A 20,231-nucleotide genomic window follows, 5' to 3' on the forward strand; every position below is an offset into this window, starting at 1 on the left:
CGTAATACTCTTCGAAAATCAAATTCAAACTGCGTCAACGTCGCCTTGCCGTACTCAAGTACAGCCTGCGGCTAGTTTCCTAGTTTGCTTTTTGATTTTCATTGAGTATAAGATAAAATCAAAGGGCTATCAAGTGATGTAGCCCTTTTGAGTTATACAAGCAAATTACCATGCAAAAGCTGTCGTTGGAGCATTGAGCGCTTCTAACCACTGTTTATTTTTTACGGGGCAAAGTGTTACGGATATACCTGCCATATCTAGACTGGTCATAAATGTTCCTGATTTTATAAAGGTAATAGTGACTCCTTCAATTTCTAAGAGTTGAAGGAGATCATTGAGAAATATGCCCATTTCTAGGTTGGTAGTAGTGCCTAGATTATTTACAAGCAATATAAATTGATCACCACGTTTCCAATGATAGTGTAATCTTAATTTACTTATAATTTCATTTGCAAGGATTTCCGATGATTGAAATGGGACGATACGATATCCTTCTTCACCGTGTATCCCAATACCATAAGAAATATTTCCTTCTTCCAAGTTAAATAGTGGAAGAGTGACTTGGGGGAGACTAGCCGATTTCGTTGCAAAGCCAATTGTTGCGATTTCGGGAGCAAGCTGATGACCTAAATCAGTTAGTTGCTCGATGTCGGCACCATTTTGAGCTGCATATCCTAGAATTTTATGAAGTAAAATAGTCCCTGCAAGCCCTCTTCCTCTAATTTGAAATCTATTGCGAGGTTCAATTGAAATATCGTCGTGTGCTAGACTATAGCCGACCTTAATTCCTTCTTGTCTAGCAGTATTAATGGCCCAGCTAAATTCTTTGATGTCTGCTTCGAAATTTTTTACAATGATGAAGACACCGTGACCATTGTTTAAAAAACGAATGGACTCTAAGATTTCAGTTCTTGTAGGAGGAGTAAATAATTGGCCATAGATAGCAGCGGTAAGCATTCCTTCTCCCACATATCCAATATGCGCAGGTTCGTGACCGGAACCTCCACCCGACAATATTGGAACCTGATAAGGATTGCGATTTTTTTGATAGACTAATGGTAAGGTAGGGTGTTTTTCTAATTCAGGATGACTGCTGACAGTTGCCGAAATGTAACTTGAAATAATTTTCTGTTTATGATTTGAAATAAATGTCATTGTGGTCTCTTTCCAATAATTGTCATGATTAGAAAGTCTGGTTGTGGAACTGGACTTTTTTTATTGACGTAAGCCTTCACGATCTCTGCTAGAGCATGTGAATGATAGTCTAACAAAAAACAAGTATAAGCAGATGAATCGATATCAATCTGACCGTATTCTCTTAAAATTTTTGATACAAGCAAGCGACAGTAGCTGATAAATTGGTCATAGAAGTTATTTTGCCCTTGAATATCAAAAAGTTGAATATAAAAGTCACGCTCTTGTTCGAAATAAAAAAATAATTCTTGTAATAGTTTTTTGCCCGAAATAAAGTCTAAGTTATTGGTGATATACTCGGTTAAGTCATTTTCAAATATCCAGTCTAGCAGTTCATATTTGTCAAGAAAGTGATTATAAAAGGTCTGTCTACGAATGCCAGCTGATTCCATAATATCTACAATGGAGATTTTATCAAATTCTCTAGTAGCTAATAGGTCTCTAAATGCCTTGGCAATCCGTTTTTTTGTAATAAGTGATGATGCCATAGGAAACCTTTCTTTTACTTACTTCATTTTACCAAAAAAATGTTTTAAACGGGTTTAAAAGGGGACAAATAATAGAATCTGTCCCTTATCATTCAGCGATAAAAAATATATAATGAAAGCGAAAACAAAGGTACATGCCGAAAGGAGTTTCTCATGAAAAAAATTATAAATGAACCGACACAAGTTGTTGATGAAATGTTGCAGGGATTGTCATTCATGCATGATGACTTGGTAGAACGCTTAGATGGTTTTGATGTCATCGTTAGAAAGGTAGAAAAGACAGGGAAAGTTGGGCTCATTTCAGGTGGAGGCTCAGGACATGAACCAAGTCATGCTGGATTTGTAGGAGATGGAATGTTGTCTGCTGCTATTTGTGGAGCAGTCTTTACTTCACCTACTCCGGATCAAATTTTAGAAGCCATTAAGGCAGCTGATGAAGGTGCTGGAGTTTTCATGGTTATCAAGAACTATTCTGGAGACATCATGAACTTTGAAATTGCACAAGAACTTGCTGAAATGGAAGGTATTGATGTAGCAAGTGTTGTAGTCGATGATGATATTGCTGTTGAAAATAGTCTCTATACCCAAGGTCGCCGCGGTGTTGCTGGTACTATATTAGTCCATAAAATTTTGGGTGATGCGGCTCGTTCTGGTAAATCTTTATCTGAAATGAAGGAACTGGCTGATAAACTTGTCTTAGAAATTAAAACAATTGGGCTGGCCTTGTCTGGAGCAACTGTTCCTGAAGTTGGTAAACCAGGATTTGTTCTAGAAGATGATGAATTTGAATATGGTGTTGGTATTCACGGTGAGCCAGGATATAAAAAAGAGAAAATGCAACCTTCAGCACAATTGGCCTCAGAATTGGTTGAAAAACTATCTGAAGGTTTCCAACTTAAGGCTGGTGAACGCTATGGCCTTCTCATCAATGGTTTAGGAAGCACCCCTCTGATGGAGCAATATGTATTTGCAAATGATGTGGCTAAATTACTCCATGAAAAAGGTGTTGAGTTGGCATTTAAGAAAATTGGAAACTATATGACTTCAATCGATATGGCTGGTTTGTCATTGACATTGATTCGATTGGCAGATGATGAGTGGTTGGATGCTTTAAATGCACCTGTTACAACATCAGCTTGGTAAAACTCAAGGAGGAAATGTCGAATGAATGCTGAACAAGCTCTTGAATGGATGAAGCTTTTTAATGAAAAGATTCAAGAACAGAAAGATTATCTTAGTGAGCTAGACACTCCTATAGGAGATGGAGACCACGGTGGAAATATGGCGCGTGGAATGGCTGCAGTTATGGAAAACTTAGAAGGAAAGCAATTTGAGACCAGCAGTGATGTCTTTAAACTTGTCTCAATGCAACTACTGAGTAAGGTAGGCGGTGCTTCTGGTCCCTTGTATGGCTCTGCTTTTATGGGCATGGCCAAGGCTGATTCTCATTCAAAATTAGAAGAAACCTTACAAAGTGGTCTGGATATGATTGTCAAACGTGGGAAAGCAGAAGTTGGAGAGAAGACAATGGTTGACGTTTGGACTCCCGTTATTGCTGCCTTGTCTGCTGGTCAATTGACTCATGAGATTATTGATGAGGTAGTGAATGCTACCAAAGATTTACTTGCAACTAAAGGAAGGGCATCTTATGTAGGAGAACGTTCTCTTGGACATATTGATCCTGGGTCATTTTCATCAGGATTACTCTTTACTGCTCTTTTAGAAACTGGGGTGGTTTAATGGGAAGTATTGGTCTTGTTATCGTTTCACATTCCAAACACATTGCACAAGGTGTCGTTGAACTGATTAGTGAAGTAGCTAAAGATGTTCCGATTACTTATGTAGGAGGAACCGAAGATGGAGGAATTGGAACGAGTTTTGATCAAGTAGATAGGGTTGTTTCCGAAAATCCAGCAGATACTTTATTAGCTTTTTTTGACCTAGGTTCTGCTAAAATGAACTTAGAAATGGTGGTTGATTTCAGTGATAAAAGTATCATCATCAACAGGGTTCCAATTGTAGAAGGTGCCTATACTGCAGCTGCTCTTCTTCAGGCTGGTGCAGAATTGTCAGTTATTCAAACACAGTTGTCGGAGCTTGAAATCAATAAATAAGGAATTTTACTATAACTCTTTTTATAGGTGGGCTATTGATTATCTCAACTATCAAATTTTAAGTAAATAATTTCAAAATTAGAAAGGGATTGCTTTGGGCAGTTCCTTTTTAATGTAAAAGGAGTAGAATCATAGCGTTTCTAAATTGTGAATCATTCAAAACAGATTGTGATGGGACTATTCTATCTTTAGAATTCTTTAAAAATTAAAATTTAAGGCAATCAATTACTTAGAAGAGTACGAAAACATTTAGTTTATAGGAATTCTAGGTATAGGATTGCATAGATATTTATGAAGTTAGGGTATTCGTTAGTTAGGATTGTTCTATTCTGAAAGATTTGAGCTGTCAATTGTATAGGATAGTGTTTTACCAATGAATTTTGTTGAAAGATTCCTTGTTTTATGGTAGTCTAAAGTAAAAGAAAGCCTTATCATTATATTTGTATCTTTAATCTGACTTGGTTTAGGTCTAGAAGAAGGATAGATCTTTTTGGGATTTTAAATAATAATCATATTTTCACTTGCAAAAAATGTATTTCAACTTTACCTAATGTAAAAGAAGGAAATATCATGAAAAGTTTATGACTTGTTGGAAAGAGAATGTGAACTAAAAATAGATTTAGGAGTAGGTAGATGAGTAGTTTAGAGTCAATTCGTAAAGCGCATATCATCGTGTGGGGTGCCTATCTATTTTTATCATTAAGGGCGCCGCTAATTAGCAGCACAGAGTATTTCTTGCTTATTTTTTTAGCGTTTCTCTATTCGATAGTATCGCTCCCTATATATTCAGTGAAAAATAAAATAGTATCTATCTGTCTAGCCATAAATTCGATTCTGTTAATGAGTTTCCCGATTTTAATCAATAAATATTTCCCAGGAAAGGTTTCTACTTATATCGTATTAATCAGTATTTTTATCCTGGAGTTCTTAATCTTTAATATAATTGATAAAGATTTTGATACTAGATTAGCTAGCGAGTATAGGAAAATCAGTCAGTTTAAAAGTAAGATGTCTCAATCTCCTTGGATAAAATATTTAGAGATTTCTAGTTTTATATTAACTATATTTCCATTTATTCTTCATGGTACAGTTGATAATCGTGTATTAACTCTTATCTTTTTGATAAAAATTTGTGTAGATACTACGATAAAGATTCTATTAAACAGAATCTTTAATTCAAGTGAGGTAATGAAAAGGAGGATATTTTCTCTGTTTGTATTAGATTTGATGGTCTATATATTTTTAGGTTATGTTTTAGTGATACAAAAAGACGAATATCTGTTTTCAATTCTACTAATTTTTTCTAATTTCTCACTTCCTTTTATCAGAGAAAAAGAGTATGAATTATTTAAAAATAAGAAGTAATATAAATTGAAAATATACAAGGGATTCTTCTTTTTAAAACACAATATCGAAGCAATTGTTTGTCTAAAAAGTTGATTATTTGGATGAATGTCGTTTTTTTGATGTTAATCATAGCAATGATAGTTTATGTAAAATTTAAAAAAAGATAAGGGTGCTGTAAAATTATGATGCGTAAACTAATTATTTTGTTACTAATGCTCCCTTTTTTAGTTTTGTGGTTAGAGTTGCATGTCTTAGTGAATAACTTGCCACTTAATCTAGAAATTCCCCTTGATTTTATTATCAGTATGAGTCTTACTTTCTGTAGTTTAATTTTCTCAAAAATAGTTTTGGACCTACTATATACATTGAAAGATTTATACAAGAAAAGAGGCCTTATTACGATTTTTCCCTTTATTTTTATAAAAAGGAAAAAAGTTAATGTGAGATTCTCGCCCTATTTTTCATTTCATCGTAAAAGTTTGTTGCCTGATGATTTGAAATCTAGAATTATATGGAGTTTTATTCTTGAAATAGTCATAATAATAGCCTTTATTTTTAAAATGCCTTTCGTTCTAATTGTGCTTACTACAATATTTTTTTGGAATATAATGGATATCAACCATATCGTTTTTAATAAGACGGAATTTCTTTTCAATCAAAATAAATGGCAAAAAGAAGATTCGTTTGACAGGGATTTGACCAATACGTTAAAGGATAAAATACAAAAATCAGAGCTAAGTTATTCTGACTTAATGTGTATTCTGCTGTATGATGCGATTAACCAATCCACCTTTTTAACGGATAGCGAGGTCTTTGAGGATATTTTGAAAAAAATTGAAGATTCTCAGAACACCCTTCTGTGTACAGGCCTTGCCGAGTTACTACTGTATGAAATTACTATTAGTAACAATAACAACTGGCAAGAAAAGATTGATAAAATTAGAATACGGCTCATCAGAATCAATCAATTAGATTTTTTCTATTATACAAGTTGCTTAAGGCAAAATTTTGATTTCTGTATGAATAGAGAATATGCCAAGATGAAGTCACGAAGGATATTGATTAGTAATAAGAAGATAATCTAGATTCATCCTGTTCGTACAACAAATGAAATAATTTTAACTAATTAGGTTTGCAAATCTGTTCATCTATAGAATATGATTAGGTAAAAAAGTATCTTATCTAAGTAATGAAGAGATAGTGTAACTTAATGGAGTATTATCTCTTCACAAGGAATTTTTTTGGAGAAACGTTGCAGTGAATGGATTATGTACTTATTTTATGGGGAATTAAATATGTTTAAACTAAGTGATAGAGTCAGAGTGGTTTTTGCTCCTTTAGGGGTAAGTTCCATATTGGTTAGTATGTATCTTATACCTTTTATTAAAACTGAGAATAAATTTTGGGAAATACTTTTATTTATATTAGGTGTATTGCTAATTGGTATTGGGTTACTAAATCCCCCAAAAAATTAAATTTTAGAATAGTATTAGTGAGTAGGTAATCATTTATTGTTTGGATTTTTTAATGCTATTGATGAATGGAATGGGATGGAAAAAGTGACAATAAATTAAGAACAGGATGATAGTATTATGATGGTTGTTTTAATTTCAGTGGTTGTGGCATTTCTGTATTATGTAATTACAGAGTATTTTCAGAATAGTTATATTGACTGTATACTATTTCTAACATTGCTGATTTCTCATTTGATATGGGATTACTATTTTTTGCCCATTGAAATCTTAGTGGCATTAAGTGGAGCAAATTTGCTATCAAGATTTTTCCAAAAAAAAAAGAGAAGTCAATAGAGTTGTTAATGGATTATTAAGACGAAAGGTAAAATTGGGATATTTAAAATGAAACATTTTTTTGCTGGAATTGGTGAAATAAACTTTATAAATTATCTATTGTATATATGTGTAGGACTAGCCCCTCTTTTTCATATCTATGTAATAGGCTCTGAAATGAATTTTGTGAAAATAGTGTTATCTATTTTGGGAATTATATTTGTATGTATTTTAACTATTGCTCGAATTTATAGGAGATTTTTCTATAATTCACTAGAATAGTATGGGGTAGTTAATCCATTGGAACGATTATTCTTTGTGATACTATACCACTTTTAAGTTTTTACATTAAACAGCTGACTGAAGTGAAAGTTGTTTATCTTAGAAAGGAAAATTCTCAAATTGTCCTACAAATTTCTACTTTTCGACCTTGACCACACTCTTCTTGATTTTGATGCTGCTGAGGATGTGGCTTTGACGCAACTTCTAAAAGAAGAAGGGGTTGCAGATATTCAGGCCTACAAAGACTTTTACGTTCCCATAAACAAGGCTCTCTGGAAGGATTTGGAGCAAAAGAAAATTAGTAAACAAGAGCTGGTTAACACGCGCTTTTCTCGTTTATTTTCTCATTTTGGACTGGAGAAAGATGGTAGTTTTCTAGCCCAACGTTACCAATTTTACTTAGCCCAACAGGGACAAACGATTTCTGGCGCTCATGAACTTTTGGACAGCCTCATCGAGCGTGATTATGACTTGTATGCTGCGACAAATGGCATTACTGCCATTCAGACAGGGCGTTTGGCTCAATCTGATCTGGCACCTTATTTCAATCAAGTCTTTATCTCTGAACAGCTGCAAACACAAAAGCCGGATGCTCTTTTTTATGAAAAAATTGGTCAACAGATTGCAGGTTTTAGCAAAGAAAAGACGCTGATGATTGGAGACTCTCTAACCGCCGACATTCAAGGCGGCAATAATGCTGGGATTGACACGATTTGGTACAATCCTCATCAACTCGAAAATCCCACACAAGCCCAGCCAACCTACGAAGTCCATTCTTACCGAGACTTGCTGGATTGTTTAGATAAACTGTAAAAAGTGGTTTAGACAGCCACTTTTTGCTATAATAGAGGCAGTAAAAACGAAGGAGTCGGCTATGGAACACTCGTCTTGGCATGCTTTGATTAAGGAGCAATTACCTGAGGGTTATTTCGGGAAAATCAATCAGTTTATGAATCAGGTCTATGCTCAGGGGACTATTTATCCACCCAAGGAAAAGGTTTTTCAGGCTCTCTTGACAACACCGCTTGAAGAAGTTAAGGTGGTGATTCTAGGGCAAGATCCCTATCACGGGCCAGGTCAAGCGCAGGGCTTGAGTTTTTCTGTACCGGACTCTATCCCAGCTCCACCATCCTTGCAAAATATCTTGAAAGAATTGTCAGATGATATCGGGGTTAAGAAATCTCATGATTTGACAGCTTGGGCTGAGCAAGGAGTCTTACTTCTTAATGCTTGTTTGACAGTTCCGGCTGGACGGGCTAATGGTCATGCTGGGCAGATATGGGAGCCTTTTACGGATGCTGTGATTCAGGTGGTCAATCATCTAGATAGACAAGTCGTTTTTGTACTCTGGGGAGCTTATGCACGCAAGAAGAAGGCCTTAGTTACCAATCCTCATCACTTGATTATCGAATCAGCCCATCCCAGTCCTTTGTCAGTTTATAGAGGATTTTGGGGTTCCAAGCCTTTTTCCAAGGCCAATGCATTCTTAAAAGAAACAGGACAAGAGCCAATCGATTGGCTTAGATAAGGAGAAAATATGCCTCAGTTAGCGACGATTTGCTACATTGATAACGGGAAAGAACTGCTTATGCTCCACCGTAATAAGAAGCCAAATGATGTTCATGAAGGAAAATGGATTGGTGTGGGTGGTAAGCTAGAGCGAGGAGAGACACCTCAGGAATGCGCGGTGCGTGAAATCCTTGAGGAAACAGGGCTCAAAGCCAAGCCAGTTCTAAAAGGTGTCATCACTTTTCCTGAATTTACACCAGATTTAGACTGGTACACCTATGTTTTTAAGGTGACGGAGTTCGAGGGGGATTTGATTGACTGCAATGAGGGGACGCTGGAATGGGTTCCTTATGATGAGGTTTTGAGCAAGCCGACTTGGGAAGGTGACCATACCTTTGTTGAGTGGCTTTTAGAGGACAAACCCTTCTTTTCAGCTAAGTTTGTTTATGATGGGGATAAATTGTTGGATACCCAAGTTGATTTTTATGAATAAAGGAGAAAGCAGATGCTACTAATCAAAAATGGTCGTGTTATGGATCCCAAGTCTGGTTTGGATCAAGTGTGTGATGTCTTGGTTGAAGATGGAAAGATTATCAAAATTGCGCCTGAAATTAAAGAAGAAGGCGCAGAAATCCTGGATGCCACAGGTCTTGTAGTTGCTCCTGGCTTGGTTGATATCCATGTTCATTTTCGTGAACCTGGTCAGACCCAAAAGGAAGACATCCATACTGGTGCCCTAGCAGCCGTTGCAGGTGGTTTTACCACGGTTGTCATGATGGCTAATACTAGTCCAACCATTTCAGACGTGGAGACTTTGCAAGAAGTTCTCCAGTCAGCTGCCAAAGAGAAGATTAATGTTAAGACGGTTGCGACCATTACTAAGAATTTTAATGGGCAAGATTTGACTGACTTTAAAGCACTCTTAGAAGCTGGAGCTGTTGGTTTTTCTGATGACGGTATTCCGCTTGAGAGCAGTAAAGTTGTCAAGGAAGCCATGGAGGAAGCTAAAAAGCTTAATACCTTTATTAGTCTTCATGAGGAAGATCCAGGTTTGAACGGTGTTCTTGGCTTTAATGAAAATATCGCTAAAGAACATTTCCATATCTGCGGTGCGACTGGGGTGGCTGAGTACGCTATGATGGCGCGTGATGTCATGATTGCCTATGCAACTAAGGCTCATGTCCATATTCAGCATTTGTCTAAGGAAGAAAGTGTCAAAGTAGTTGAGTTTGCTCAAGGGCTAGGCGCGCAAGTCACAGCAGAAGTAGCGCCACAGCATTTCTCTAAGACAGAAGCACTTCTTTTGACACAAGGTAGCAATGCTAAGATGAATCCACCGCTTCGTTTGGAATCAGACCGTCGTGCCGTGATTGAAGGTCTCAAGTCAGGTGTCATCACAGTTATCGCGACTGACCACGCGCCTCATCATGCAGATGAGAAAAATGTCGAAGATATTACCAAAGCGCCATCTGGTATGACTGGCTTAGAAACATCTCTATCTCTTGGATTGACTTATTTGGTCGAAGCTGGTGAGTTAAGCTTGATGGAATTACTCGAAAAAATGACATACAACCCGTCCAAGCTTTACAACTTTGAAGCAGGTTACTTGGCTGAGAATGGCCCAGCGGACATCACTATTTTTGATGTTAAGGCTGACCGTCTTGTGGACTCCCATTTTGCTTCAAAAGCAGCTAATTCACCATTCATCGGTGAAACCTTAAAAGGGCAGGTTAAATACACCATCTGTAAGGGACAAATCGTCTATCAAAACTAGGTGGGAGTCTGCTCTGTAAACAAAAAGAATAGAGAGCTTATATGTACCAAACCCATCATTTTAAAGATAAGTTTATCTTATTTTTAAAGATATTTTTCCCTATCCTGATTTATCAATTTGCCAATTATTCTGCATCCTTTGTTGATACGACTATGACAGGTCAATACAATACTATGGACTTGGCTGGTGTGTCTATGGCAACCAGTATCTGGAATCCTTTCTTTACTTTCCTAACAGGGATTGTTTCAGCTTTGGTGCCCATCATTGGTCACCATCTTGGTCGAGGCAAAAAGGAAGAAGTTGCATCCGATTTTTACCAGTTCATCTATTTGGCCTTGGGTCTATCTGTGGTCTTGCTGGGGATGGTGCTTTTCTTGGCACCACCAATCTTGAATCATATTGGACTAGAAGCACCGGTGGCAGCAGTAGCGGTTCGCTATCTCTGGTTTTTATCTATCGGGATTATCCCCTTGTTGCTCTTTAGTGTCATTCGTTCCTTGCTGGATTCGCTGGGTTTGACCAAACTGTCCATGTACCTCATGCTTTTGTTACTCCCTCTCAATAGCGGATTTAACTATCTCTTGATTTACGGTGCCTTTGGTGTTCCAGAACTGGGAGGTGCTGGTGCTGGTTTAGGTACTTCCTTGGCCTACTGGGTCTTGCTTGGGATTTCTGTTCCGGTCTTATTTAAACAGGAGAAGCTCAAAGCCTTGCATTTTGAGAAACGCATTCCGCTTAATATGGATAAAATCAAGGAAGGAGTTCGCTTAGGTCTGCCTATTGGAGGAACTGTCTTCGCGGAAGTAGCTATCTTTTCTGTGGTTGGCTTGATTATGGCTAAGTTTTCGTCCTTGATTATCGCTAGTCATCAGTCAGCTATGAACTTTTCAAGTCTTATGTACGCCTTTCCTATGAGTATCTCATCGGCTATGGCTATTGTCGTTTCCTATGAAGTGGGAGCCAAGCGATTTGATGATGCTAAAACCTATATTGGTCTAGGAAGATGGACTGCCCTCATTTTTGCGGCCTTCACCTTATCCTTCCTTTATATCTTTAGGGGAAATGTGGCTAGTCTTTATGGTAACGACCCAGAATTTATTGATTTGACAGCGCGCTTTTTGACTTATAGTCTTTTCTTCCAATTAGCAGATACCTTTGCGGCACCGCTTCAGGGAATTTTACGGGGGTATAAGGATACCGTTATTCCTTTTTACCTTGGTTTGGTTGGTTACTGGGGGGTGACACTCCCAGTAGCTATGGTATTCGACTCTCTAACAGATTTTGGAGCTTATTCTTACTGGATCGGCTTGATTATTAGTCTAATTGTGAGTGGGGTTCTCTACCGTTGGCGTTTAACTGTGATTATGAAGAGATTTGAATCTTTAGCAAAACAAACGATACAAAGTTTGTGAAAAAATATTCTTGATAAGGAAATCCCTTATTCCTATGGGGTTTTCTTTTTTAATTTGTGAAATTTTCTTTAGAAAAACTTTGACAGTATTTGCCAAAAACGGTAAAATAGTAAGGTAAGAAGAAAGTTAGAAAGGCAAGAAGATGTCAATTTTAGATAAAAATCTTTTGCTAGAGATGTTCCGTAAGATGGAAGAAATCCGTCGTATGGACTTAAAAATTGCGCAATTAGTAAAGAAAGGGAAAGTGCCAGGAATGACGCACTTTTCTGTTGGAGAAGAGGCAGCTAACGTGGGGGCTATGTTAGCTCTCAATTCAGATGATCTGATTACCTCAAATCACCGTGGACACGGGCAAGCCATTGCCAAAGGAATTGACCTCAACGGAATGATGGCTGAAATCCTTGGTAAATACACTGGAACCTGTAAAGGTAAAGGTGGATCTATGCATATCGCCGACCTTGATGCTGGTAACCTTGGTGCCAATGGTATCGTAGGTGGTGGTATGGGAATCGCTGTTGGTGCAGCCCTTAGTCAGCAAATGCAAAATACTGGAAAAATCGTTGTCTGCTTCTTTGGTGATGGTGCGACCAACGAAGGTGTTTTCCATGAAGCAGTAAATATGGCTTCTATCTGGAACCTGCCAGTCATTTTCTATTGCATTAACAACGGTTATGGAATCTCTGCGGATATCAAGAAAATGACCAACGTAGAACATATCCATCAACGTAGCGCTGCTTATGGAATTCCTGGAATGTTCATCGAAGATGGAAACAATGTCATCGACGTTTATGAAGGATTTAAGAAAGCTGTAGATCATGTTCGTGGTGGCAATGGGCCTGTCTTGATTGAAAGTGTTACTTATCGCTGGCTTGGTCACTCATCATCTGACCCTGGTAAATATCGTACACGTGAAGAAGTGGAACTGTGGAAACAAAAAGACCCAATTGAAAATCTTCGCAAGCATCTTATTGAAAATAACATTGCAAGTGCCGAAGAATTGGAAGAAATCCAAGCGCAAGTTAAGGAAGCAGTAGAAGCTTCTGTTAAATTTGCGGAAGAAAGTCCATTCCCACCACTTGAATCAGCATTTGAAGATATTTACGCAGACTAAGGAGAAAGAGATAAAATGGAAACAAAAACAATGTCCTTCCGTGACACCATTATCCTTGCTATGTCTGAGGAAATGCGTCGCGATGAAAATATATTCTTGATGGGAGAAGACGTCGGTGTCTTTGGAGGAGACTTCGGTACTTCTGTTGGAATGCTTGAAGAATTTGGTCCAGAACGTGTTCGTGATTGTCCAATTTCTGAAGCTGCCATTTCAGGTGCAGCAGCCGGAGCAGCCATGACAGGCCTTCGACCAATCGTCGATATGACCTTCATGGATTTCTCGGTTATTGCCATGGACAATATCGTCAACCAAGCTGCGAAAACACGTTACATGTTTGGTGGTAAAGGTCAGGTTCCAATGACCGTTCGATGCGCTGCTGGTAACGGAGTTGGTTCTGCAGCCCAGCACTCGCAATCACTAGAGTCTTGGTTTACTCACATTCCTGGACTTAAGGTTGTAGCACCTGGAACACCTGCGGACATGAAAGGACTGCTTAAGTCTTCTATCCGTGATAATAACCCTGTTATTATTCTTGAGTACAAGTCAGAATTTAACCAAAAAGGGGAAGTGCCAGTTGATCCAGACTACACGATCCCACTTGGAGTTGGGGAAATCAAACGCCAAGGTACGGATGTAACAGTTGTTACTTATGGAAAAATGCTCCGTCGTGTGGTTCAAGCAGCTGAAGAATTAGCAGAAGAAGGCATTTCTGTTGAAATTGTTGACCCACGTACCCTTGTTCCGCTTGATAAGGATATTATCATTAACTCAGTTAAGAAGACTGGTAAGGTTGTTCTGGTCAACGATGCCCACAAAACAAGTGGCTATATCGGAGAGATTTCAGCTATTATTTCAGAGTCAGAAGCATTTGACTATCTAGATGCACCAATCCGCCGTTGCGCAGGAGAAGATGTGCCGATGCCTTATGCACAAAACCTAGAAAATGCAATGATTCCAACAGTTGAAAGCATCAAAGATGCCATCCGTAAAACTTATAACAAAGAATAAATTTACATAATATAAGTTATGTAAAATAATGCTTGCTTTTAACTTTAGTAACTTGAGATATGTAATGTACCCAAGTTATTTCTAAAGTTGCGACAGGAGAGAGTCGAATCGATGTTATTCGACGAACGACTTAGTAAGTCTACAAGGTTGACCGCCTGATAGCGGCAACCGTAGTAACTTGAGACACGTTTCGTATCCAAGTGATTTGAAGAGTTGCGACATGAGAGAGTCGAATCGATAATATTCGACGAATGAATTAGTAAGTCTACTAGGTTGACCGCCTAATAGCGGCAACCGTAGCAACTTGAGATACGTGTTGTATCCAAGTTGCTTGTAGAGTTGAATTCGGACGGAGGTCTGCGAAAAAAAGATAGATTTCCTTGTGTTCATCGAACACATCGTCAATCTCCTATTTTTTCATTGCCCTCTTAGTCCTTAATATCTTATATTCGAACACGGGCTAAAAGCTCGGAAAAAAGATAAATCTCCTTGACTTCATCGAAGTTAGCGTTGATTTCCTATTTTTCGGTCGCTTTTAAACGCCCTTAGTATCTTATAATAGAATTGGAGAGGTCATGGCTGATGACAAGCTAAGAGCGACTCCTGCGGCTAGAAAGTTAGCGGATGATTTAGGGATCAACCTCTACGACGTTTCTGGCTCAGGTGCAAACGGTCGTGTCCACAAAGAAGACGTGGAAACTTATAAAGACACAAACGTGGTTCGCATTTCGCCACTTGCAAAACGAATTGCCCTCGAACATAATATTGCTTGGCAGGAAATCCAAGGAACTGGTCATCGTGGTAAAATCATGAAGAAGGATGTTTTGGCCTTGCTTCCTGAAAATATCGAAAACGATACCATCAAGTCTCCTGCTCAGATTGAAAAAGTGGAAGAAGTTCCTGATAACGTAACACCATACGGTGAAATTGAACGTATTCCAATGACACCAATGCGTAAGGTTATTGCCCAACGTATGGTTGAATCTTACCTAACTGCGCCAACCTTCACCCTCAACTATGAAGTTGATATGACTGAAATGTTGGCTCTTCGTAAGAAGGTTCTTGAGCCAATCATGGAAGCAACTGGGAAGAAGACTACTGTAACAGACCTTCTTTCACTTGCAGTTGTTAAGACTCTTATGAAACACCCATACATCAACGCTTCATTGACAGAAGACGGCAAGACCATTATCACTCATAACTACGTCAACCTTGCCATGGCAGTTGGGATGGATAATGGATTGATGACACCTGTTGTTTACAATGCTGAGAAGATGAGTCTTTCAGAACTGGTTGTAGCCTTTAAGGATGTTATTGGCCGTACCTTGGATGGTAAATTAGCTCCAAGCGAACTGCAAAATTCAACATTTACTATCAGTAACTTGGGAATGTTTGGCGTTCAGTCCTTTGGTCCGATCATTAACCAACCAAACTCAGCTATCCTTGGTGTCAGTTCGACAATTGAGAAGGCAGTTGTCGTCAATGGTGAAATTGTGATTCGCCCAATCATGAGTCTTGGTTTAACCATTGACCACCGTGTCGTAGATGGTATGGCTGGTGCTAAGTTTATGAAGGACTTGAAAGAATTGATTGAAAATCCAATCTCAATGTTGATTTAAGAACAAGAGTATTTATTTTTAAGATATAGATAAAGGAAGGAAGACATGGCCTTAGAAGTAATTATGCCAAAAGCCGGCGTGGATATGACAGAAGGACAAATCGTCCAATGGAATAAAAAAGTCGGAGAATTTGTAAAAGAAGGAGAAATCCTTTTGGAAATCATGACTGATAAAGTCAGTATGGAATTGGAAGCCGAAGAAGATGGGTACTTGATTGCTATCCTAAAAGGAGATGGCGAAACAGTCCCTGTAACGGAAGTTATCGGTTACCTCGGAGAAGAAGGGGAAAATATCCCAACAGCTGGAGCAGCTGCACCAGAAGTTAGCCCAGCACCTGCAGCAAGTGCTTCAAATGATGATGGTAAGAGCGATGATGCTTTTGATATCGTTGTGATTGGTGGAGGTCCTGCTGGTTATGTTGCAGCCATTAAAGCTGCCCAACTCGGTGGTAAGGTTGCCCTTGTTGAGAAATCTGAACTCGGTGGAACCTGCTTGAACCGTGGCTGTATCCCAACCAAGACCTACCTTCATAACGCTGAAATTATCGAAAACATCGGTCATGCCGCAAATCGTGGTATCGTAATCGAAAATCCAAACTTCACTGTAGATATGGACAAACTCCTTGAAACTAAGTCTAAGGTTGTCAATACTTTAGTTGGCGGAGTTGCTGGTCTTCTTCGTAGTTATGGAGTTACTGTTCATAAGGGAATTGGTACCATCACTAAAGACAAGAACGTCTTGGTAAATGGTTCTGAATTGCTTGAAACTAAGAAGATCATCCTTGCCGGTGGTTCAAAAGTCAGCAAGATTAACGTTCCTGGTATGGAATCATCACTTGTCATGACAAGTGACGACATTCTTGAAATTAACGAAGTTCCAGAAAGCCTTGTTATCATCGGTGGTGGAGTTGTCGGTATTGAACTCGGTCAAGCCTTCATGACATTTGGTTCTAAGGTAACTGTTATTGAAATGATGGACCGTATCGTGCCAGCTATGGATGCTGAAGTTTCTAAGAATCTTCGCTTGATTCTTGAACGAAAAGGTATGACTATCTTGACTGGTACTAAACTGCAAGAAATCATCGAAGAAGATGGTAAACTTCGTATCAAGATTGAAGGAAAAGACGATATTATCGCAAGCAAAGCTCTTCTTTCAATCGGTCGTGTACCAGACCTCGAAGGAATTGGTGAAGTAGAGTTCGAGTTAGACCGTGGTCGTATCAAGGTTAACGAGTACATGGAAACTTCTGTTCCTGGTATTTATGCACCAGGTGACATCAATGGTACCAAGATGTTGGCTCACGCAGCCTTCCGTATGGGTGAAGTAGCCGCTGAAAATGCCCTTAAAGGAAATCACCATGTTGCTAAATTGAACTTGACTCCTGCAGCTATTTACACACTTCCTGAAGTAGCAGCAGTTGGTTTAACAGAAGAACAAGCTCGTGAGAAATATGATGTCCAAATTGGTAAATTCAACTTTGCTGCTAATGGTCGTGCCATTGCATCAGATGCTGCTCAAGGATTTGTTAAAGTCATTGCAGACAAGAAATATGGTGAAATCCTCGGTGTTCACATCATTGGCCCTGCAGCTGCAGAGTTGATCAATGAAGCGTCAAGCATCATCGAAATGGAAATCACTGTAGAAGAAATGTTGAAGACTATCCACGGACACCCAACCTATTCTGAAGTGATGTATGAAGCATTTGCGGATGTTCTAGGAATGGCCATCCACTCACCTAAGAAAAAATAAAAGAAAGATAGATTAGACTGGAAAGATGTTTTCCAGTCTCTATCGTATAAAGGGATATCATGAAATATATTATCAATCATTCAAACGACACTGCCTTTAATATCGCCTTGGAAGAATATGCCTTTAAACACCTTTTGGATGAGGATCAAATCTTCCTGCTTTGGATTAACAAACCATCTATCATTGTCGGTCGTCACCAAAATACGATTGAAGAAATTAACCGTGACTATGTACGCGAAAACGGTATTGAGGTGGTCCGCCGTATTAGCGGTGGTGGAGCTGTTTACCACGATTTAAATAACCTCAACTACACGATCATCTCAAAAGAAGATGAAAACAAGGCTTTTGACTTCAAGAGCTTCTCAACTCCAGTTATCAATACACTAGCTCAACTTGGTGTTAAGGCTGAATTTACAGGTCGTAACGACTTAGAAATCGACGGTAAGAAATTCTGTGGTAATGCTCAAGCCTATATCAATGGCCGTATCATGCACCACGGTTGCTTGCTCTTTGACGTTGATTTGTCAGTCCTTGCTAATGCCCTCAAGGTTTCAAAGGATAAATTTGAATCAAAAGGGGTGAAATCGGTTCGTGCTCGTGTAACCAATATTATCAATGAATTACCAGAAAAAATCACAGTTGAAGAATTCCGTGACTTACTCTTGGAATACATGAAAAAAGAGTACCCAGAGATGACTGAGTATGTATTCTCAGATGAAGAATTGGCTGAAATCAATCGAATCAAAGAAACTAAGTTTGGAACTTGGGACTGGAACTATGGGAAATCACCTGAATACAATGTCCGTCGTGGAACTAAATTCCCAAGCGGTAAGGTTGAAATCTTCGCTAACATTATTGAATCTAAAATCCAAGATATCAAGATTTATGGTGACTTCTTTGGTATCGAAGACGTTGCAGCTGTAGAAGATGTCCTTCGTGGCGTTAAATACGAACGCGAAGATGTTCTTAAAGCTCTAGAAAGCATTGATATCACACGCTACTTCGCTGGTATTAGTCGTGAAGAAATCGCTGAAGCTGTAGTAGAGTAAAGAAAAGCTATTTGTTAGTCATTGTGGGTTGCAGACAAGATATTATCTGGATAGGACAAGTCTTAAAACCTGCTGAACGAGAATCAAAAAGAACCACTTCCAATGCTTAATAAAAAAACTCGGAAGTTTGTTCTGAATCAATTAAATACGACTATTTGCAATTGAATATAGAGATGAGAAGGTCAGTAGTAGATTATCTGTAAGGTGACACAGACATGAGTTGTTTTTGATTTCTTCTTGCTATAAATATCCCAAAAGATTATTATTTCTATAGTTGAACGATACCCCAAAAGTTAGACATAGAAAATCTAATTTTTGGGGTATTTTATAATTCTTAATTTAGGATTTTTTAGTATCAAAAGATGTTTCATAAAATATGGACTCAACCTTTCAACTTAATCCGATTTATTACTTACTATCTCCAATAAAAGTGGTAAGGATGGAAAAAAGGATAAATTTATGATATAATTTATTTTAAAGACCTTATTAGAAATCTTGAAAGAGTATTAAAAACTTAGAATGAGAAAAATTGTTATCAATGGTGGATTACCACTACAAGGTGAAATCACTATTAGTGGTGCTAAAAATAGCGTTGTGGCCTTAATTCCAGCTATTATATTGGCTGATGATGTGGTGACTTTGGATTGTGTTCCAGATATTTCGGATGTAGCCAGTCTTGTCGAAATTATGGAATTGATGGGAGCTACTGTTAAGCGTTATGACGATGTCTTGGAGATTAATCCAAGAGGTGTTCAAAATATTCCAATGCCTTATGGGAAAATCAATAGTCTTCGTGCATCTTACTATTTTTATGGGAGTCTCTTAGGCCGTTTTGGTGAAGCGACAGTTGGTCTACCGGGAGGATGTGATCTTGGTCCTCGTCCGATTGACCTACACCTTAAGGCTTTTGAAGCTATGGGTGCCACTGTTAGCTACGAGGGAGATAACATGAAGTTATCTGCTAAAGATACAGGACTTCATGGTGCAAGTATTTACATGGACACGGTTAGTGTAGGGGCAACGATCAATACGATGATTGCTGCGGTTAAAGCGAATGGTCGTACTATTATTGAAAATGCGGCCCGTGAGCCTGAGATTATTGATGTAGCTACTCTCTTGAATAATATGGGAGCCCATATCCGCGGTGCAGGAACGAATATCATCATTATTGATGGTGTTGAAAGATTACATGGAACCCGTCATCAGGTGATTCCAGACCGTATCGAAGCTGGAACCTATATTTCCTTAGCTGCTGCAGTCGGCAAGGGGATTCGTATAAATAATGTTCTTTACGAACACCTAGAAGGATTTATTGCTAAGCTGGAAGAAATGGGAGTGAGGATGACTGTATCTGAAGACAGCATTTTTGTCGAGGAACAGTCTAATTTGAAAGCAATCAATATTAAGACGGCTCCTTACCCAGGTTTTGCTACCGATTTGCAACAACCGATTACCCCTCTTTTACTAAGAGCTAATGGTCGTGGTACAATTGTCGATACGATTTACGAAAAACGTGTAAATCATGTTTTTGAACTAGCAAAGATGGATGCGGACATTTCGACAACAAATGGTCATATTTTGTACACAGGCGGACGTAATTTGCGTGGGGCAAGTGTTAAAGCAACTGACCTACGAGCTGGAGCTGCACTAGTCATTGCTGGGCTTATGGCTGAAGGTAAAACTGAAATCACAAATATCGAGTTTATCTTACGTGGTTATTCTGATATTATTGAAAAATTACGTAATCTAGGAGCAGATATTACACTTGTTGAGGATTAAACCGTAGAG

Annotated in this window: 20 protein-coding genes; 18 read left to right on the plus strand and 2 right to left on the minus strand. The window is 38.5% G+C overall.

Features of this window, described 5'->3' with window-relative positions; translation table 11 throughout:
• Positions 1 to 165 precede the first annotated feature (165 nt).
• A complete protein-coding gene (dhaQ, locus tag QM865_RS05190; protein WP_414306173.1) occupies positions 166 to 1,155 on the minus strand; it encodes a DhaKLM operon coactivator DhaQ in 990 nt (329 codons plus the stop codon).
• Positions 1,152 to 1,682: a dihydroxyacetone kinase transcriptional activator DhaS gene (dhaS, locus tag QM865_RS05195; protein WP_261091434.1), complete on the minus strand. Its 531-nt coding sequence runs from the start codon at positions 1,680 to 1,682 to the stop codon at positions 1,152 to 1,154. Before dhaS ends, dhaQ begins: the two co-directional genes overlap by 4 nt.
• A 153-nt stretch (positions 1,683 to 1,835) precedes the next feature.
• On the opposite strand from dhaS, the gene dhaK reads away from it, so the two are divergent.
• From dhaK to QM865_RS05285, 18 genes are all read left to right on the plus strand, one after another.
• Positions 1,836 to 2,825, plus strand: a complete 990-nt coding sequence (gene dhaK, locus QM865_RS05200) for a dihydroxyacetone kinase subunit DhaK (RefSeq protein ID WP_101776695.1) — start codon at positions 1,836 to 1,838, stop codon at positions 2,823 to 2,825.
• A 21-nt stretch (positions 2,826 to 2,846) separates the two neighbouring features.
• Positions 2,847 to 3,422 (plus strand): dihydroxyacetone kinase subunit DhaL, encoded by a 576-nt coding sequence (gene dhaL / locus QM865_RS05205; RefSeq protein WP_060805550.1) that lies wholly within the window; start codon positions 2,847 to 2,849, stop codon positions 3,420 to 3,422.
• Positions 3,422 to 3,796, plus strand: a complete 375-nt coding sequence (gene dhaM / locus QM865_RS05210) for a dihydroxyacetone kinase phosphoryl donor subunit DhaM (protein WP_414306174.1) — start codon at positions 3,422 to 3,424, stop codon at positions 3,794 to 3,796. The genes dhaL and dhaM overlap by 1 nt, the downstream gene beginning before the upstream one ends.
• Before the next feature lie 633 nt (positions 3,797 to 4,429).
• Positions 4,430 to 5,161, plus strand: coding sequence for a hypothetical protein (locus QM865_RS05215; RefSeq protein WP_414306175.1), 732 nt, complete (start codon positions 4,430 to 4,432; stop codon positions 5,159 to 5,161).
• Between the two features lie 164 nt (positions 5,162 to 5,325).
• The gene (locus tag QM865_RS05220) at positions 5,326 to 6,228 is read left to right on the plus strand and encodes a hypothetical protein (RefSeq protein WP_414306176.1); all 903 of its coding nucleotides are present in this window, start codon (positions 5,326 to 5,328) and stop codon (positions 6,226 to 6,228) included.
• A gap of 507 nt (positions 6,229 to 6,735) precedes the next feature.
• Positions 6,736 to 6,951 (plus strand): hypothetical protein, encoded by a 216-nt coding sequence (locus tag QM865_RS05225; protein ID WP_414306177.1) that lies wholly within the window; start codon positions 6,736 to 6,738, stop codon positions 6,949 to 6,951.
• Positions 6,952 to 6,999: 48 nt separating this feature from the next.
• On the plus strand, positions 7,000 to 7,212 hold the full coding sequence (locus QM865_RS05230) for a hypothetical protein (protein ID WP_414306178.1): 213 nt from the start codon (positions 7,000 to 7,002) through the stop codon (positions 7,210 to 7,212).
• A gap of 120 nt (positions 7,213 to 7,332) precedes the next feature.
• Entirely contained in the window at positions 7,333 to 8,025 is a 693-nt protein-coding gene (locus QM865_RS05235; protein ID WP_414306179.1) for a YjjG family noncanonical pyrimidine nucleotidase, read from the plus strand.
• Between the two features lie 61 nt (positions 8,026 to 8,086).
• Complete coding sequence (locus tag QM865_RS05240) at positions 8,087 to 8,740, plus strand: uracil-DNA glycosylase (RefSeq protein WP_000401338.1); 654 nt, start codon at positions 8,087 to 8,089, stop codon at positions 8,738 to 8,740.
• A gap of 9 nt (positions 8,741 to 8,749) precedes the next feature.
• Positions 8,750 to 9,214, plus strand: coding sequence for an NUDIX hydrolase (locus QM865_RS05245; protein ID WP_001135783.1), 465 nt, complete (start codon positions 8,750 to 8,752; stop codon positions 9,212 to 9,214).
• Positions 9,215 to 9,226: 12 nt separating this feature from the next.
• Positions 9,227 to 10,495, plus strand: coding sequence for a dihydroorotase (locus QM865_RS05250; protein WP_261229714.1), 1,269 nt, complete (start codon positions 9,227 to 9,229; stop codon positions 10,493 to 10,495).
• Positions 10,496 to 10,536: 41 nt separating this feature from the next.
• Entirely contained in the window at positions 10,537 to 11,907 is a 1,371-nt protein-coding gene (pdrM, locus tag QM865_RS05255; protein WP_414306180.1) for a sodium-coupled multidrug efflux MATE transporter PdrM, read from the plus strand.
• 142 nt (positions 11,908 to 12,049) lie between these two features.
• Complete coding sequence (locus QM865_RS05260; protein ID WP_414306181.1) at positions 12,050 to 13,018, plus strand: thiamine pyrophosphate-dependent dehydrogenase E1 component subunit alpha; 969 nt, start codon at positions 12,050 to 12,052, stop codon at positions 13,016 to 13,018.
• Positions 13,019 to 13,033: 15 nt separating this feature from the next.
• The gene (locus QM865_RS05265) at positions 13,034 to 14,026 is read left to right on the plus strand and encodes an alpha-ketoacid dehydrogenase subunit beta (RefSeq protein ID WP_000448702.1); all 993 of its coding nucleotides are present in this window, start codon (positions 13,034 to 13,036) and stop codon (positions 14,024 to 14,026) included.
• Between the two features lie 575 nt (positions 14,027 to 14,601).
• A complete protein-coding gene (locus tag QM865_RS05270) occupies positions 14,602 to 15,645 on the plus strand; it encodes a dihydrolipoamide acetyltransferase (protein WP_414306182.1) in 1,044 nt (347 codons plus the stop codon).
• Between the two features lie 45 nt (positions 15,646 to 15,690).
• Positions 15,691 to 17,394 (plus strand): dihydrolipoyl dehydrogenase, encoded by a 1,704-nt coding sequence (gene lpdA / locus QM865_RS05275; protein ID WP_414306183.1) that lies wholly within the window; start codon positions 15,691 to 15,693, stop codon positions 17,392 to 17,394.
• Between the two features lie 59 nt (positions 17,395 to 17,453).
• The gene (locus QM865_RS05280; RefSeq protein ID WP_414306184.1) at positions 17,454 to 18,443 is read left to right on the plus strand and encodes a lipoate--protein ligase; all 990 of its coding nucleotides are present in this window, start codon (positions 17,454 to 17,456) and stop codon (positions 18,441 to 18,443) included.
• A gap of 519 nt (positions 18,444 to 18,962) precedes the next feature.
• On the plus strand, positions 18,963 to 20,222 hold the full coding sequence (locus QM865_RS05285) for a UDP-N-acetylglucosamine 1-carboxyvinyltransferase (protein WP_414306185.1): 1,260 nt from the start codon (positions 18,963 to 18,965) through the stop codon (positions 20,220 to 20,222).
• Positions 20,223 to 20,231: the final 9 nt, after the last annotated feature.

The organism is Streptococcus mitis, from assembly GCF_047462815.1.
In the GTDB taxonomy this organism is placed as follows: Bacteria; Bacillota; Bacilli; order Lactobacillales; family Streptococcaceae; genus Streptococcus; species Streptococcus mitis_DO.